This window comes from Stagnihabitans lacustris (assembly GCF_025950525.1).
In the GTDB taxonomy this organism is placed as follows: domain Bacteria; phylum Pseudomonadota; class Alphaproteobacteria; order Rhodobacterales; family Rhodobacteraceae; genus Stagnihabitans.
Genome location: NZ_JAPDGS010000001.1, coordinates 58,734 through 75,672, shown reverse-complemented (window position 1 = coordinate 75,672; position 16,939 = coordinate 58,734). Strand labels below are relative to the sequence as shown.

At 67.5% G+C, this 16,939-nt stretch carries 14 protein-coding genes; 8 read left to right on the top strand and 6 right to left on the bottom strand.

Annotated elements, in window-relative coordinates:
• Nucleotides 1–43: 43 nt before the first annotated feature.
• Nucleotides 44–382: a hypothetical protein gene (locus NX862_RS00345; RefSeq protein WP_264491885.1), complete on the bottom strand. Its 339-nt coding sequence runs from the start codon at nucleotides 380–382 to the stop codon at nucleotides 44–46.
• Between the two features lie 66 nt (nucleotides 383–448).
• Nucleotides 449–814, bottom strand: a complete 366-nt coding sequence (locus tag NX862_RS00340; protein WP_264491884.1) for a DoxX family protein — start codon at nucleotides 812–814, stop codon at nucleotides 449–451.
• A 161-nt stretch (nucleotides 815–975) separates the two neighbouring features.
• On the opposite strand from NX862_RS00340, the gene NX862_RS00335 reads away from it, so the two are divergent.
• The 4 genes from NX862_RS00335 (at nucleotide 976) to NX862_RS00320 (ending at nucleotide 8,815) form a co-directional block, all read left to right on the top strand.
• A complete protein-coding gene (locus NX862_RS00335) occupies nucleotides 976–1,863 on the top strand; it encodes a LysR family transcriptional regulator (RefSeq protein ID WP_264491883.1) in 888 nt (295 codons plus the stop codon).
• Between the two features lie 436 nt (nucleotides 1,864–2,299).
• On the top strand, nucleotides 2,300–3,211 hold the full coding sequence (locus NX862_RS00330; protein ID WP_264491882.1) for a DMT family transporter: 912 nt from the start codon (nucleotides 2,300–2,302) through the stop codon (nucleotides 3,209–3,211).
• A 322-nt stretch (nucleotides 3,212–3,533) separates the two neighbouring features.
• Nucleotides 3,534–6,923, top strand: coding sequence for an error-prone DNA polymerase (locus tag NX862_RS00325; RefSeq protein WP_264491881.1), 3,390 nt, complete (start codon nucleotides 3,534–3,536; stop codon nucleotides 6,921–6,923).
• Nucleotides 6,924–7,180: 257 nt separating this feature from the next.
• A complete protein-coding gene (locus NX862_RS00320; RefSeq protein ID WP_264491880.1) occupies nucleotides 7,181–8,815 on the top strand; it encodes a DUF4139 domain-containing protein in 1,635 nt (544 codons plus the stop codon).
• A gap of 237 nt (nucleotides 8,816–9,052) precedes the next feature.
• On the opposite strand, the gene NX862_RS00315 is transcribed toward NX862_RS00320, so the two are convergent.
• Nucleotides 9,053–9,700 (bottom strand): carbonic anhydrase, encoded by a 648-nt coding sequence (locus tag NX862_RS00315; protein ID WP_264491879.1) that lies wholly within the window; start codon nucleotides 9,698–9,700, stop codon nucleotides 9,053–9,055.
• A 157-nt stretch (nucleotides 9,701–9,857) separates the two neighbouring features.
• Here NX862_RS00315 and NX862_RS00310 point away from each other — a divergent pair, with 157 nt between their 5' ends.
• The 3 genes from NX862_RS00310 (at nucleotide 9,858) to NX862_RS00300 (ending at nucleotide 12,692) form a co-directional block, all read left to right on the top strand.
• Nucleotides 9,858–10,259: a hypothetical protein gene (locus NX862_RS00310; protein WP_264491878.1), complete on the top strand. Its 402-nt coding sequence runs from the start codon at nucleotides 9,858–9,860 to the stop codon at nucleotides 10,257–10,259.
• Between the two features lie 218 nt (nucleotides 10,260–10,477).
• Nucleotides 10,478–11,878, top strand: coding sequence for a leucyl aminopeptidase family protein (locus NX862_RS00305; protein ID WP_264491877.1), 1,401 nt, complete (start codon nucleotides 10,478–10,480; stop codon nucleotides 11,876–11,878).
• Between the two features lies 1 nt (nucleotide 11,879).
• Nucleotides 11,880–12,692, top strand: coding sequence for a C40 family peptidase (locus NX862_RS00300; protein ID WP_264491876.1), 813 nt, complete (start codon nucleotides 11,880–11,882; stop codon nucleotides 12,690–12,692).
• 6 nt (nucleotides 12,693–12,698) lie between these two features.
• On the opposite strand, the gene NX862_RS00295 is transcribed toward NX862_RS00300, so the two are convergent.
• Together NX862_RS00295 and NX862_RS00290 are read right to left on the bottom strand one after the other, a co-directional pair.
• Nucleotides 12,699–13,031 carry a DUF2794 domain-containing protein gene (locus NX862_RS00295; protein ID WP_264491875.1) on the bottom strand — a complete coding sequence of 111 codons (333 nt, stop codon included), beginning with the start codon at nucleotides 13,029–13,031 and terminating at the stop codon, nucleotides 12,699–12,701.
• Between the two features lie 336 nt (nucleotides 13,032–13,367).
• A complete protein-coding gene (locus tag NX862_RS00290) occupies nucleotides 13,368–14,372 on the bottom strand; it encodes an asparaginase (RefSeq protein ID WP_264491874.1) in 1,005 nt (334 codons plus the stop codon).
• Between the two features lie 158 nt (nucleotides 14,373–14,530).
• On the opposite strand from NX862_RS00290, the gene NX862_RS00285 reads away from it, so the two are divergent.
• Entirely contained in the window at nucleotides 14,531–15,067 is a 537-nt protein-coding gene (locus NX862_RS00285; RefSeq protein WP_264491873.1) for an invasion associated locus B family protein, read from the top strand.
• Nucleotides 15,068–15,121: 54 nt separating this feature from the next.
• Here the strand turns inward: NX862_RS00285 and NX862_RS00280 are convergent, their stop codons facing one another.
• Nucleotides 15,122–16,885, bottom strand: coding sequence for a calcium-binding protein (locus NX862_RS00280; protein WP_264491872.1), 1,764 nt, complete (start codon nucleotides 16,883–16,885; stop codon nucleotides 15,122–15,124).
• Between the last annotated feature and the right edge of the window lie 54 nt (nucleotides 16,886–16,939).

The window sequence follows — 16,939 nt, the reverse complement described above, 5'->3', positions numbered from 1 at the left end:
CTAAGCCGCAGCGCGGGAAGAGTCAAGTATTACTGGCAGGGAGTCATTGGCGCAGGTCGCCACGATGACGCAGCAGCAGCACAAGGCAGGCCAGGAACAGAGCCAGCGCGGGCGGCGCGGAATCCATCCCCAGGGTCATCAGATGCGCCGCCAGCGCGGCACCCGCAGCCACAAGCCCCATCAGCGCGCCATACCCGACCCGCCCCGGCATGACCAGAAACACCGCCGCCGCCACCTGCCACAGCCCCGCGGGCACCCTGGCGACAAGGGGCAGGCCCAGGGCCTGTGCCCGCAGGCCCATGCGGTCATAGCCCAAGGCCAGCGCGATCCCCGCCAGCGCAAAGATCAGGGCCAGCGCGATCTTGAACAGCCTGGATGCCATGAAACCCTCCGCCCGACAGGGATTTCCCTACCCCGGGCAGAGGTCGAACCTCAAGAGCCTGCAGGTTCAGGCCCGCACAAGACCCGGGATCTGATCACGATGCGCCCAAAGCGCAAAGACCGCCAACACCAGAAGACCCATGGCCGGAACGGCCGCCCCCGCGCCCATGGCGGCAAGAACCGTGAAATGCGCGATGATCGCGCCGACCATCGTGCAGGCCAAAAGGCCCGCCGCATAGGCCTGCAGGCCCGGAACCCAAAGGAGGATGGCCGATCCGAACTCGATCAGCCCGGTCACATAACGGAACCATTGGCCGACGCCCACCGCGTCGAAAGTCTGCACCATCATCTCGACGCCCGCCAGTTTCGCCAGCCCCGCCGCGGCAAAGGCCGCCGTCAAAAGCACCTTCACACCCATCACCACATATTTCATCGCGATATCCTCCTGTTCGCTTGCAAGTTTACCCAGTCTTCAACTTTACCCAGTCTTTAACTTTCCACAGTCTGACCCTTGCAAAACCCAAGGTCTCCCCCCCAAGTCTGACATCACCTGTTCACCCGCGCACAGAAAGAGCCCTGCATGAGCCGCAAATCATGAGTCTCGACACCTGGGACGAAATCCGCACCGCCTATCAAGTCGCCCGCCTTGGCACCGTCTCGGGCGCGGCAGAGGTCCTGGGCGTCCACCATGCCACCGTGATCCGCCACATCGACGCGCTGGAAAAGCGGCTGGGGACCAAGCTCTTCCAGCGTCACGCGCGCGGCTATACGGCGACCGAGGCGGGGCGCGACCTTTTGTCCACCGCCCAGCGCACGGATGAGCAATTTGCCCAGCTGGTCAGCCGGATCAAGGGCCAGGGCGAGACTGTGACCGGAGAGCTGGTCGTGACCTCGATCGCGGGAATGGCGAAACTGCTGACGCCGATCTTTGCGGCCTTTCAGGACGACCATCCCGGCGTGGTGATCCGCTATCATTCGGACATGCGGCTGTATCGGCTGGACTATGGCGAGGCCCATGTGGCGATCCGCGCCGGCGCCATGCCCGAGGACGCCGATTACGTGGTGCAACCCCTGCTGCGGATGGGAATGGGGCTTTATGCCTCCCGCGGGTATGTGGCGGCCCGTGGCGTGCCGCAGGGGGCGGCGGATTACGCGGACCACCGCTTTGTCGGGCCGACCGATGCCGAGAACCGCGCCCCCTTCAACCGCTGGCTGCGCGAGAATGTGCCCGAGACCTGCGTGACGATGCGGGTGTCAGAGCCCGAGGCCTGGGCGCCTGCGGTGCGGGCGGGTCTGGGCCTGGGCTTCATCCCGGTGCGTGAGGCCGAAGGCGATCCCGACCTGGTCGAGGTCCTGCGCCTTGGCCCCGACTGGGAAAGCCCGCTGTGGCTTGTGACCCATGTCGACCTGCACCGGACGCTGAAGGTCCAGGCCTTCCTGACCGCGCTGAAAAAGGCCGCAGCGGGGTGGAACTGCGCTTGACGGGGGGCTGGGGGGCGTCCGCGGATGCCTCCCCGGGGGGGCCGTGCCGGGGGGGGCAAGGGCCGTCAGCTGCCTGAAGTTCGGCCCCGGGGCGGGAGCCGAAAGACATGGCCGCAAGACGCGGTGCCCTGACGGCCTGACAGAGCACCATCCCGGCGGCGTCCCAAGGCCAGCCCCCAAGGCTCCCTTGAAGGTCAAGGACCCGCTGCAATGCCCCCGGCCCGCGCGCCCCAATCTGCTCCCCAATCTGGCCCCCCAACCCGGGCAGGGCAGCTTGCGCGACCGAAGCCCCGGCTTGCGGCGCTGTTCCAGCACATCGGCAGAGCCCCCTTGACCCGCCCCCGGCCCCGCCCCAAGACTGCCCTGCCCAGGATCTCTCCCTCTGGCCCTGCACCCTGGCCCCCATCGCAGCCCACCCACCCAGCCCGGAGCCCGCATGACCCCTTCCGCCCAAGGCCATCTTGCCATGCTGGCCTTCTCGGCCCTGGTTGCGGGCTCTTTCTCGCTGGGGGCGCTGGCGGCTCCGCTGATCTCGCCCGCGGCCCTGACCGTGGCGCGCTTTGCCTTGGCCGGGGCCGCCGTGGGCCTTGTGGCCGCCCTGGGGCCCGGCCTGCCCCGCCAGGCCTTTCGCGCGCCTTGGCGCCACCTGGTGCTTGGAGCCCTTCTGGCCGCCTATTTCGTCTTGATGTTCAAGGGCCTGCAGACCGCCAAGGCCATCCCGACCGCCGCGGTCTTTACCCTGACGCCGATCATGGCGGCGGGGTTTGGCTGGGTGATCTTGCGGCAAAGGACCTCGGCGCGGATGGCCCTGGCCCTGGCGCTGGGGGCGCTTGGCGCGCTGTGGGTGGTCTTTCGCGGCGATATCGGCGCGGCTCTGGCGCTGGACATCGGGCGGGGCGAGGTCATCTATTTCGCCGGCTGCATCGCCCATGCGATCTATGCGCCGATGGTGCGCAAGTTGAACCGCGGAGAAAGCGCGCTGTCCTTTACCTTTGGCACGATGATGGCGGGGCTGGTGCTGCTGGCGGCCTGGGGCGGGCGGGATGTCCTGGCGACCGATTGGGCCGCCCTGCCGGCGATCGTCTGGATCTGCCTTGTCTATGTGGCGCTTGCGGCCTCGGCGATGACCTTTGTCCTGTTGCAATTCGCGGCCCTGCGGCTGCCGGCGGCCAAGGTCATGGCCTATACCTACCTGGTGCCAGCCTGGGTGATCCTGTGGGAGCTGGCCTTGGGCCATGACCACCCGCCGCTGAACGTGCTGGGCGGTATTGGCCTGGTGCTGGTCGCGCTGGGGCTGTTGCTGAAGACGGAAGCGCCCAAGGCCGAGGCGCCCAAGACCCCCGCCTGACACGACCCCATCGCCGCTCTCGGGGGCATCGAGCCCCCTCGACCGGCCCTGCCGGGGACTGCGGAACCCGGGCCTCCCGGATGAAGGACGGAGCGGGCAAGCGACAGGCTCCAACTCGGGCACCCAACTCGGGCACCCGACACGGGCCCCAAACCCGGCCGCTCCCACAGCGCGCCCCCGGGAAACTGCCGCCCCCGCTCCCGCCCGCCCGCGCTTGGCTCCCTAGCTCTCGGCTCCCCAATTCTCGGCCCCTTCCGACTCACTGGACCGCGCCCGGACGGGGCAGTATGTTCGCCATATGTTCCCAATTCAGTGCGCGCCCATGCCCTTCATCGAACTCAGCGCCATTTCCAACTTCACCTTCCTCACCGGGGCCTCTCACCCCGAGGAGCTGATCACCCGCGCCCTCGATCTCGGCCTGCCCGCCCTGGCCATCGCCGATACGAACTCTGTCGCGGGCATCGTGCGTGCGCACACCCGCGCCCGCGAAATCGCCCGCAAGATCGCCGAAGACAGCGCACAAGACAGGAAACAAGACGGGGGGCCAGACGGGGAGCCAGACGGGGCCCCCGTCACGGGCCGCAAGCCCCCCCAAGACGCCAAACACAACTCTGGCCCCCGCGCGGGACCCGTGACGCCCCCCCCCTCTGGCCCCCCGATCCGCCTGATCCCCGCCGCCCGCCTGGTCCTGTCCGACGGGATGGAGATCACGGCCCTGCCCCGCGATCGCGCCGCCTGGGGGAGGCTCTGCCGCCTCCTGACCCTGGGCCGCACCCGCGCGCCCAAGGGCGATTGCGACATCGGCCTGACCGACCTTCTGGCCTGGGGCGAGGGCATGACGCTGCTGCTGCATCCACCAGAGATTGCAACCCATAAGACGGCCTCACCGGAGATCACCGCCCAAAAGACCACAGCCCCAAAGACCACAGCCCCAAAGACTGCGGCCCCAAAGACTGCGGCCCAAAAGACTGCGGCCCCAAGGACCACAGCCCCAAGGCCTGCCCCCCCAGAACCGGGCACATCACAGCCGCCGCCCCGGCCGGCACAGCTCGCCTGCCCTGTCCAGCTGACAGGCCAGCCCCCTCACCGCACAAGCGCCCCCTCCGGACCGGAAACGGCACAAGCCACGTCCCCGGTGCCGGGCGGCGCGGGCGATTGGGTGAAACGCGCGCAAAGCTTGACGCGCCGCTTTCCGGGCGCCTGCCACCTGGCGCTGGCCCCGGCCTATGACGGCCAGGACCTCGCCCGCTTTGCCCGCCTGACGCGGCTGGCCGACCACCTGCAGATCCCCACCCTGGCCACCGCCCGCCCCCTGATGCACCACGGCGCGCGCCGCCGCCTGGCTGATGTCCTGACCGCCATCCGCCTGGGCCGCCGGATCGAGGCGCTTGGCCTTGACGCCGCCCCCCATGCCGAAACCCGCCTGCGGTCCGAAGCCGAGATGCTGCGCCTTTTCCGCGGGTTCGAAGACGCCGTCCACCGCGCGGGCGCCCTCGCCCAGAGCCTGACCTTCTCCCTGGACGAACTCCGCTATGAATACCCGTCCGAGGTCGCGGATGGCGAAACCCCAGCCGCCCGCCTTGCCCGCCTGGCTTGGGAGGGGCTGGCCTGGCGTTACCCCGAGGGCCCGCCCGAGCGTGCCAGCGCCCAGATGCGCCACGAACTCGACCTGATCGGGAAACTGAAATACGAGCCCTATTTCCTGACCGTCCATGACATCGTGGCCTTTGCCAGGTCGCGGAACATCCTGTGCCAGGGCCGCGGCTCTGCCGCCAATTCGATCACCTGCTATGCGCTTGGCGTCACCTCGGTCAGTCCGGAAATCGGGACGATGGTCTTTGAACGTTTCATCTCCGAGGCCCGGAACGAGCCCCCCGACATCGACGTCGACTTCGAACATGAACGCCGCGAAGAGGTCATCCAGCATATCTATGAGAAATACGGCCGCCACCGCGCGGGGCTTTGCGCCACGGTCATCCACTACCGCGGCAAGCGCGCCGTCCGCGAGGTCGGCCGCGCCATGGGCCTGACCGAGGACACGCTCTCGGCCATGTCCTCGCAAATCTGGGGCTTTGGGTCCTCGAAGACCATGAATGAACAGCGGTTGCGCGAAATCGGCCTGGACCCCGCCGACCGGCGCTTGCAACTGACGCTGTCCCTGATCGAGGAAATCCAGGGCTTCCCCAGGCACCTGTCGCAGCACGTCGGCGGCTTCATCATCACCGAAGGCCGGCTGGACGAGCTTGTCCCCATCGAGAACGCCACGATGGAGGATCGCACCGTCATCTGCTGGGACAAGGACGACATCGACGCCCTGGGGATACTCAAGGTCGATATCCTGGCTCTGGGGATGCTGTCTTGCATCCGCAAGGCCTTTGACCTGCTGCAAAAGCACCACCAGGCGGATTACACCCTGGCGACGCTCCCGCCCGAGGACGCAAGGGTCTATGACATGCTGGGGCGGGCCGACAGTCTGGGGGTCTTTCAGGTCGAAAGCCGGGCGCAGATGAACTTCCTGCCCCGGATGCGGCCGGCCTGCTTTTACGACCTGGTGATCCAGGTGGCAATCATCCGCCCGGGACCCATTCAGGGCGACATGGTCCATCCCTATCTGCGCAGGCGGAATGGGCAAGAGGTCGTCACCTTCCCCTCCGACGCTTTGGGACGGGTGCTGGGGAAAACCCTCGGCGTGCCGCTGTTTCAGGAACAGGCCATGCAGATCGCCATCATCGGTGCGGGCTTTACGCCCTCCGAGGCCGACCGGCTGCGCAGGTCGCTGGCCACGTTCAAGAAACATGGGAGCGTGTCCGAATTCCACGACCGCTTTCTGGCGGGGATGGCCGCCAATGGCTATGACACCGATTTCGCCGCCCGCTGTTTTGCCCAGATCGAGGGCTTTGGCAGTTACGGCTTCCCCGAAAGCCATGCCGCCAGCTTTGCGCTTCTGGTCTATGCCAGCGCTTGGGTGAAATGCCACCACCCCGGGATCTTTGCCTGCGCGCTTTTGAACTCTCAACCGATGGGGTTTTACGCCCCGGCCCAGATCGTGCGCGATGCCCGCGAACATGGGGTTCTGGTGCTGCCGCCCGCGATCAACCGCTCGGCCTGGGACAATGTGATGGAAGAGACCGAGGCGGGCCTCGCGCTGCGCCTGGGGTTGCGCCAGATCACCGGCCTGGCCGAGGAAGAGGCCCTGTGGATCACCGCCGCGCGCCGGAATGGCTATACGGGGGTTCAGGATGTCTGGCGCCGCGCCGGGGCCTCGCCCGCCACGCTGGAGCGCCTGGCCGAGGCCGATGCCTTTGCCGACCTGGGGATCACCCGGCGCGAGGCCCTGTGGGAGGCCCGCGCCTTGGTCAAGGGCCGCGAATTGCCGCTGTTTGCGGGGGATCTGGACGGCGAGGGGATCACGGAACCGGCGGTGGTCTTTGCGCAGATGAGCGAGGGCGAGGCGGTGGTGGAAGACTACCTGAGCCTGCGCCTGACGCTGCGCCGCCACCCGATGGCGCTTTTGCGGCCCTGGTTCACGCCGGACCTATCCCCCCCGCCCCAAGCCGCCGCAACCGGGGGCATCGAGCCCCCGCCTGCGGCCCTGCCGGGGACGGCGGCAACCGGTCCCGTGCTGGCCCAAGGTCGCAAGGCCCCGGCCCATCCGCCGGCCGGGCGCTGGCTCTCCCGCCTGAGCAAGGACGAGGCCCGCCAGGGGCCATGAGCCCGGACGATCCCGCCTCGCCCCTTTGGCGGCGAACATGCGGCCCCGCTTGTTGCAAGGCCCCGCCCGTGCAGGCCTCCGCCCCGGGACGCAGCCCAAGCGCCGAGCCGGTTGGGGCGCAGCCCCAGAGGCGAGACATCAACTTGCGCCGCAGGCGCTCCGCTTGGACCCGGCCATCCGCCGCGCATCCCCCCGGGCCGCTCTTGCCCGACCTGAACGCCTCCCCTACCCTGCCGCCATAGACACCGGAGGATTTCATGACCCGCCTTGCCCCCCAACTCGCGACAAGCCTTGCCCTGCTCTTGACCACAGCGCCGCTTTGGGCCGAGACGATCCAGGCCTCCTCCCGCATCACCGCCGTCACGATCTATCCCCAGGGCGCCGAAGTCACCCGCGAAGTCACCTTCACCGCCGCCGCGGGCGCCCATGACCTGGTCATCACCGACCTGCCCCTGGAAACCGAGCCGACGCTTCTGCGCCTCGCCTCGACCGACACCGACCTGGGCGCCTTTGCCCTGCGCACCGACCGCTTGCCCCCCTCGGACCTGCCCGAGACCGAAGCCACCAAGGCCGCCAAAGCCGCCGTCAAGGAGGCCCGCGCCGCCCTGAGCGCCGCCGAAGCCTCCCTGGCCCAGGTCAATGCCAAGGTCGAGGCGCAAAACGCCCGCATCGCGCTCTTGTCCGGGCTGAAGCTGGATGCGGCGGGGCAAAGCGCCGAAAGCCTGACCGCGATTTCCGACATGGTGGCCGCCAAGGTGCTGGAGGCGCGTCAGGCCGCCATCACCGCACAGACCGATCTGCCCGCCGCCACCGAAGCCGTGACCAAGGCACAAGAGGCCCTGACCAAGGCCGATGAGGCCGAAGCCGCCCTGTCCCAAGGCGCAGAGGACCGCGCCGCCCTGACCGTCGCCGTGACCGCCAAGGGCGGCGAGGGCCATGTGACGGTGAAACACTTCGTCTCCGAGGCCGCATGGCGCCCGGTCTATGACCTGCGGCTGGACCGCAAGGCGGGCACGGTGGAGCTGGACCGCGGGCTTCTGGTCACTCAATATGGCGGCGAGGATTGGACCGGGGTCGACCTGACCCTGTCCACCGCGCAACCCGGGCAACAGGCGCAGGCGAGCCAGCTTTGGCCAGAGCTGCGGCAGGTCGTCGATCCGGCCGCACAGGCCAAGGTCAGAGGCGTCTATGCTTCCGAAGATGCCATGGCCGAACCCCTCATGGCCGCTGCCCCCGCCGTCGAAGCGCGCAGTATGGTGGCCGGCGTCGCGTTCCAGGGTGACACGGTGACCTATCACTACCCCGTCCCGGTCGACCTGGCCGATGGGATCGAGGACCTGCGCCTGGGCCTGGACAGCCAGACCCTGCCCGCCACGGTCCTGGCCCTGGCCGTGCCGCGCTACGACCAGACCGCCTTTTTGCAAGCCGAGATCACCAATGCGGGCGCAGAACTTCTGCTTCCGGGGACCGCCTTCCTTTACCGCGATGGCATGTTGACCGGTCAGGCCGAGCTGGCCTCGCTGGCCCCGGGCGACAAGGCCAAGCTGGGCTTCGGCGCCATCCCGGGGCTGAAACTGACGCGCGACATGCCCCAGACCATGACCGGCGACCGCGGGGTCTTTACCTCCTCGACCGAGCGGCAGGAAAAGGCCGTCCTGACGATCGAGAACCTGACCGACGAGGCCTGGAAGGTCCGCCTGATGGATCAGGTGCCCTATTCGGAACAGGAGGATCTGAAGGTAAGTTACGAGGCCGAACCCGCGGCCTCCGAAGAAAACCCCGAAGGCCAACGCGGCCTTCTGGCCTGGGATTTCGACCTCGGGCCCAAGGCCGTGCAGGACATTGCCCTGACCACGACGCTGTCCTGGCCCGAGGGCAAAGAGCTGCAATAGCGGCGGGCGCAAGCCCGCCGCCCCCGGGCCTGCCGGGCAGCGCGAGGGCTCTGCCCGAGCGCCCGCTTGGCCGCAAGCACCCGGCTTGACGTGAGGGGCTGTCCCAAACGCCGGGGCCAGGACGAGGGGTGCCAGAAAAAAGGCCGGAGGCCACGAAAAAGGCCGGCGGATCTCTCCACCGGCCTTCTTCACAAGGCTTGGGCCGCAGCCCTCAACCTGCAAACCTAAACCCAGGCCTCAGCCCACTGCGACAAAGCCGCGGGCCGGGTCGTATTGCTCCAGCAGACCTTCGCCCGTGTTGTTCCACAGGCCATGCAGGGTCAGCATCTCCCCTTGGACCGCGCTGGCGACGAAGGGGAAGCTCATCAGGTTTTCCAGGCTGACCAGCACCGCCTGACGCTCTAGCGCGGGGATGCGCTCGCCGTCGGGCAGGTGGCGCACCCGCTCATAGCCCGGCCGCAGAATGTCCATCCAGCGCCCGACGAAAGAGCTTTTCTCTAGCAGTTCCGGCGCATGGCCCGAACACATGGCGTCGCAGCCCTTGACCCCGCCGCAAGACGAATGGCCCAGCACCACGATATGCGCCACCCCCAGCGAAGTCACCGCATATTCGACCGCCGCCGAGGTCCCGTGATACTCGCCATCGGGATTATAGGGCGGCACCAGGTTCGCCACGTTGCGGTGGATGAAGAACTCCCCCTCGTCCGCGCCGAAGATCGAGGTGACATGCACGCGCGAGTCGCAGCAGGAAATCACCATGGCGCGGGGATGCTGGCCGCTTTCGGCCAAGCGGCGATACCAGGCGCGGTTGTCCTGATAGGTTGTGGCTCTCCAGCCTTGAAAGCGGCTGACGAGGTAGGCCGGAAGGGGTCTGGCGTGTTCCATGCAAGGCTCCTTGGGGTTTTTCCCTAGATAGGATGCAATCGCAGCAAGTTCGAGAGGTATCTTGCATATTTATGACGCGGCCCGCGAAAGACCTGCAACCAATTCTAAAGCAAGCCGGCGCACATTCCGCCTTGGGTGTGTGATACGGAGTTGGGACATGAAGACGGGTGACAGGAACGGGGGCAATGTCTTTGCCCTGCGGCCAAAGGAACGGGTGCGCCAAAGCGTCGAGCCGATTGCCACGATATACCGCAACCTTGGCACGGCCTCGGCCGAACAGGTGGTGACGCGGGCCCTGACAGAGCTGGCCTTGACCATGGCCGGGCTTGCGGCCCAGGTGCAAGCGCATGACATGGATGACCTGAACCGCCGCTTGCGCCGGTTGCAGCGCATGTCGGAAAACATCGGAATGATCAGCCTTGGCGCGGTGGCGGGCGATGTGCGCGACTGCCTGGAAGCGCAGGACCCCACGGCCTTTGCCGCGGTCTGGGCGCGGCTGTTGCGGGTGGCCGAAAGGTCGATGGCCCAAGACTGCCTGGCCGATCAGACGGTGGTCTGACCGGGCTGTGGTCTGACCGGGCTGTGGTCTGAACGGGCTGTGGTGGCGTGGCGTTGCCCGGGGGAGAGGCCCCGGGTTTCCCGCCATCAGGGACCATACCCCGGGCTGCGCGGCGCCATCAAAGCCCTGCCCTTTCAGGCCGGGGAATTCCTTGCATTTCCAACCTAGGCGACGGCCGCATCCTGACCTATTCTCCGCCCCCAGAGCCGGAGAAGCCGATGACCCTTGCCCCCACTTACCCCCTGAGCCAGCCCCGTTTCGCCGATGCGGATGGCGCGCGCCCCCTGACCGTGATCCGCGCCGAGGACTGGCCGGCGCTGGCGCAGACCCATCCCCAGGCCGAGTGGCTGCTTTCGTCGGGTTTCGAGGCGGCTTTGGGCGAGGTGCGGCTTTTGCCCGGTCCCGGTGGGGTGATCGGCGCTGTGGCAGGGCTGGGGACGGAAAAGGCGCGGCGTCGCCAGCGCTTTGGCCTGGCGCGGGCCATCGCGGGCCTGCCGGCAGGCGCCTGGCGGCTGGAGGGCGACATGACCCCGGCCCAGCGCGAAGAGGCCGCGCTTGCCTGGCTTTTGCAGGGCTACCGCTTTGACCGCTATCGCAAATCCGGCACCCCCGGCGCGCTTCTGGTCGCGCCACAGGGGCTGGACCAGGCCCGCCTGTTGGCCATGGCAGAGGGCGAATACCTGACCCGTGACCTGGTGAACACGCCCGCGCAAGACATGGGCCCGGCCCAGCTGCAAGCCGCCTTCGAGGCTCTGGCCGCCCGTCATGGCACCCGGGTGACGACGGTCCTGGGGCAGGATCTGGCCCAAGGTTTCCCCATGGTTCATGCCGTGGGTCAGGCCGCAAGCCCTGACCGCGCGCCCCGCATCATGGAGATGCGCTGGGGGACCGAGGGGCCGTCCTTGACCCTGGTCGGCAAGGGGGTCTGTTTCGACACGGGCGGGCTGAACATCAAGCCCTCCTCGGGGATGCAGCTGATGAAAAAGGACATGGGCGGGTCGGCCACCGTCCTGGGCCTGGCCCATATGATCATGGCTCTGGGGACGAAGGTCAGGCTGCGGGTCATCGTGCCCTCGGTGGAAAATGCGATCTCCGGCAATGCCATGCGGCCAAAGGATATCCTGACCTCTCGCAAGGGGTTGACGGTCGAGGTCAATGACACCGATGCCGAAGGCCGGCTGATCCTGGGCGATGCGCTGGCCTGGGCCTGCGAAGAGCCAAGCGACCTTCTGGTGTCGATGGCGACGCTGACCGGGGCGGCGCGGGTGGCCGTCGGCCCCGACCTTGCGCCCTATTACACCGATGCCGCCGCCGTGGTCGCGGCTTTGGAGACCGCCGCACAGCAGGGCTTTGACCCGGTCTGGCGCCTGCCCTTCCATGACGCCTATGAATCCGTGATCGAGCCCGGGATTGCCGATCTGGACAACGCGCCGGGCTATGGCTTTGCGGGGTCGATCACCGCCGCTCTGTTCCTGCGCCGCTTTGTCGATGACCGGCCCTATCTGCATTTCGACCTTTACGCCCATTCGCCCTCTGACCTGCCCGCCCGCCCGAAGGGTGCCGTGGGCCAAGGCGCGCGGGCGGTGCTGGGCGCGCTGCCCACCCTGTTGGGAGTTTGACATGACCGACCGCCGCCTGACCCCCGCGACCTCTCGTCTGGCGCTTGCGACCCTTGCGGGCCAGACCGACTTGCCCCTGACCGAAGGCAGCCTCTTGCGCGTCGCCTTGCCGCTGGTCGACCTGTTGCGCAGCCCCGGCGGCCCCCGGGATCGCCAACTGTGGCTGGGCGAGCGGTTTACCGTCATCGACCGCGAGGGCGACCATGTCTTCGGCCAGGCGCAGCGCGATGGCTATTGCGGCTGGCTGCCGGAAAGCGCCCTGGCCGAGGGCACAGCAGCGACCCATTGGATCAGCGCGCCCAGCAGCCATCTTTACCCGGAGCCGCGGGTGCAGGCCCATGAACGGGCCGCCCTGCCGATGGGCGCCCGCCTGACCGTGACAGCCGAGGTCGGGGCCTTTGCCGAAACGCCGCTGGGTTTCGTGCCCATGGTCCACCTGACGCCGCTGGGGCGCTGGCTGGCCGATCCGGTCTCGGTGGCGGAAAGCCTTCTGGGGTCGCCCTATCTGTGGGGCGGCAATTCGCGGGCCGGGATCGACTGTTCGGGCCTGGTGCAGCTGGCGCATCACGCCTGCGGGATCACCCTGCCGGGGGATAGCGACCTGCAGGAGGCGGCGACGCCCCGGGCCGAGGGGCCGTTTCAGCGCGGCGACCTGTTGTTCTGGCAAGGCCATGTTGCCCTGGCAGTGGGGGAAAGCCTGCTGATCCATGCCAATGGCCATACGATGTCGGTGGCCTATGAGCCGATCGAGGCCTGCCTCGCCCGCATCAAGGCCGCCGAGGGGCGCGTGCTGTCCAGCCACCGCCGGCCGTAACGCGGGCTATTCGACGACCTTGACGGTCTTTTCCAGCACCCGCAGCACCTGCGCCAGATCATGGCCGCGGCGCAGGATGCGGCCATCCGGGCCAAGGACCGCGAACATCCCCTGACGCCCCCGCAGCTCTGGCCGCTTTTCGATGCGGTAAAGCGGCACCTCTGCCGCGCGGCGAAAGATCGCAAAGACGGCGGCATCGCGCCCGGTGGTCAGGGCGTAGTCCCGCCACTCTCCGGCGGCGACCTGACGGCCATAGACCGAAAAGATCGCGCCAAACTCGCGGCGGTCAAAGCAGACCACTTCGGGGGCAGGAAAGGGCGTGGGCGATTGCAGCGTCATGTTACAAGATTATCGCAGAAGGTTTACAAATCAAGAACCCGTAACAGGCCCCCCCAGTCGCCCGCGAAAAGGCCATGCCCCCGCCATATCCGCGACACGAATCCCCGGCATACAGAGAGCAGGACAGGAACCGGCCGGGTGAGAGAAGCCCCCACCCAAATCACCCGGCCCCTGACCGCAGCAGAAAGGCCCCCGCCAGGATGGCAGGGGCCTTTCGATGCTTGTGCAGGTCACGCCCGAAGATGGGCCAAGGGCCGCCGCGGCAGGGTCAGGCCCCAGTCAAAGGCGGGTCCAGTCGGCAGGGTCAGACCCCAGTCCCCTGCGGTGAATGGCCCTTTACAGGAACCCTTCCGCCAGCTGCAACGTCCCGGTCTCGATCCCGCGCCAGTTCTTTTGCACCGTGTTCAGCCGCTTTTTCGCCGCAGGATGGGCCGCGTCCAGCACCCCCAGCCGCACCAGCAAAGCGGTCATCACCGCATCAGAGGCCCGCGCGCCGCCATCGACGATCTTCAGCGCGATGCCGCGTTTCAGGTCCGGGATGATGGCGATGTGATAGGCCTCGGCGCCGCCCTTCAGCGTCACGCGGCCATCCATCGCCCGCATCAACTCGGTGTCGCTGGCCGTATCCCCCGCCACCAGTTCCGGAAAGGCGCGCATCGCGCTGGCCAGCCGGAACATCGCGCGATCCCGTGCGTCGCCCGAACCCGTGGCCCCGGCAAAGCGCCCCATGGCCCGCGCCATGCCCGCCACCGTCATGGCGATATTGGGGGCCGAACAGCCGTCAACACCCCAGCCCGCGGCCTCTTCGCCCGTCACGTCGGCGGTCGCCTGCCAGATGGCCTTTTGCAACGGGTGGTCGATGTCCACATATTCCGGACCGGCGCCCAGATGCTTGGTCACGGTCAGAAAGCCCGAATGTTTGCCCGAGCAATTGTTGTGGAATTGGCAAGGCCGCTCGCCCGCCGCGATCAGCCGGTCGCGCTCGATCTTGTCACCGGGCTCATGCGACCCGCAGCGCAAATCGGCCTCGGACAGGCCAAGCCCCGTCACCCAGGCCTCGGCCATCTTGACATGAAAGCCCTGGCCGATGTGGCTGGCGCAGGCAAAGGCCAATTGCGCCTCTTTCAGGCCAAAGGCATCCGCCGCCCCGGTCTCGATCAGCGGCAAGGCCTGGATCATCTTGGCCGAGGACCGCGGAAAGACCACCGCCGCAGGGTCGCCCCAGGCCTCGATCACGCTGCCCTTGTCGTCGCAAATCACCGCATGCCCCGCGTGATAGCTTTCCAGCAAGCCGCCGCGCCAAACCTCGACCATGCGTTCCGCGTTCAGATTTCCCGCCATTTCCCCTCGCTCTCAGCGAATTTACGCCCTTGTGTAGCCCATGGGGCTTTCGCAGGCCGCACCTTTTCGCTACCACATCTCGTATCGAGTGATTTAGACCCGCGCCACAGGAAAAACCGTCTCAACGGGCCCGGGCGGGCGAGGCTGGAGGTTCAAGGATGACCAAGGGAATGATGCGTGCAATGGCCACGGGCGCGGCGCTGGCTGTGATGGCGACCGGCTCTTTGGTGACGGGCGCTTTGGCCCAGACCTCGGACAATGTGGTGGCCTCCAAGACCGCGTGGAGCGTCTTTGCCGAAAAGGACCCAGTGGAGTGCTGGGGCGTGTCCAAGCCGCAAACGACGGTGAACACCCGCGACGGCAAGGAAGTGACCGCGAAACGGTCCGACATCCTGCTTTACATCACCTATCGGCCGGGTCAGCCGGGCGAAGTGTCCTTCACCGGCGGCTATACCTTTGCCGAGGGGTCGAATGTCGATGTCACGATCGACGGCAATGCGTTCAAGATGGTGACGCAGGGCGAATGGGCCTGGGCCGGGTCGCCCGATGACGATGCCAAGATGCTGGCCGCGATGCAAAAGGGGTCGACCGCGGTTCTGGTGGCGCGGTCCGGCAAGGGCACGCAGACCAAGGACACGTTCAGCCTGTCGGGCTTTAGCGCCGCGGTGGGCGAGGCCTCCAAGCGCTGCAAGTAAGCGCCGGTTTGGACGTCGAAGGGCCCCCGCCAGCGGAGGCCCTTTTTCTTTGCGCTAGACCCAGGTGATGCCGAAATCGCCATAGGTCAGCGCGGCATGGTTGGTCAGCGTCGCGATCAGCACCGCCCCACCGGCCCCCGCGCCATCCGCATCCAGCCACAGCCGCCCCGTCGGTTGATCATGGATCACCCGCGTCTCTTCGGTCACGGCCGCAAGGCCTTGGGCGAATTGCGCCTCGGTCAGGGCGAAGGCGCCGCCAAAGTCGATGAAGTCGATGTCCAGGATGATACTGTCCAGGCCCGAGACGAAATCGGTCAGGCTTTGCATCCCGCCGCCCGCGTCCAGCGCAAAGCGGTCGGCCCCGGTGCCCCCGGTCAAGCGGTTGTCGCCTGCCCCCCCTTCGATCCAGTCATTGCCCGACCCGCCCTGCAGCGTGTCATTGCCCGCCCCGCCGAACAGGAAGTCGTCACCCGCCGCCCCCACCAGCCAATCCGCCCCGCCATTGCCATGGATCTGGTTGGCCTTGGAATTGCCGGTGGCCACATCCGCCTGATCCGACAGGGACAGGTTTTCGAAGTTCAGCGCGGTTTCGACATTGCCGAAACCGTCGTCCTGGATTTGCCCCGTGGCCAGGCTCAGGTTCACCCGCACGCCGTTCGGCAGGCCAAAGGTCGTCAGGTAAAGGTCGATCATGTCGACCCCCGCCCCGCCGTCCAGCGTATCGACCCCCGCCCCGCCCGAGATGCTCTCGGCGCCCGCGCCACCCTGGATCAGGTCGGCCCCCTCGCCACCGTTCAGCACCGCAGAGGCCCGGCCGCCGATCAGCGTGTCATCCCCTGCCAGCCCATGGATCACCACGGGTTGCGCCGTGGCCCGGTCGCCGGCATGAAGCCAGTCCGCCAGGGCGGTCGCCTCGATGTTTTCGATGTTCACCGCGGTTTCGACATTGCCGAAACCGTCGTTCAGGATGTTGCCGCCGTAAAGCCGCAGGTCGATGCGGGCACCGGTGTCATTGCCCTCGTCGATCCACAATTGCAGGATATCGCCATCCGCGCCCCCGTCGTAGTAATCCACCCCGCGCCCGCCGTTCAGGATATCGACGCCGGCATCGCCATAGATCCGGTCGTTGCCGGCATTGCCATAAAGCCAGTCGCTCTCGCCGCCGCCGCGCAACGTATCATCGCCATCGGCCCCCCAGAACGTGTCCGACGCCGCAGCGCCCACCATGGAATCGTTCAGATCCGACCCTTCCCAGCGCTCGACGTCGGTGGCGGCCTCGTAATTGCCGAAGCCGTCGTCGCGGACCTGGGTCGCATAGGTCAGGTTCAGCTTGATGCCATGGCCACCCGCGGCCGGGGTGCGAAAGCTGACGCCGTCGGTGCCCTCGCCGCCGAAATAGGTGTCGCGCCCGCCATCACCAAAGATCCAGTCGTCGCCCGCCCCGGCGTAAATCGTGTCATTGCCCGCGCGGCCATGGACAGACCCATTGCCGTCGCCCGCCTCGATCCGGTCGGACAGGGCCAGCATCAGCTGTTCCAGCTTCAGCGCGTCCGGCGCGGTGAAGGCGTTCAGGGCAAAGCCGGTGGCCAGCACCGACAGCCCGGTCCAGGTCATCACCGGCACATCGCCCCCCATGACCACGCTGGCGATCCGCCCGCCCGAAGGCAGTCCATCGGCATAGACCAGGCCAGACCCCGTGACCCGAAGCGTCACGCCCCAGGCCGAGACATAGGAAAACCCACTGGGGGTCAGGTCAAAGGGCGTGCCGCCCACCAGCCAGGCAAGGTCGGAATAGCCGGAAAAGACAAGGGTGGACATGGGCTTGGCTCCAATGGGTCGCTTTTTGGGCAAAGGCTAGCCCCTGGCATACGC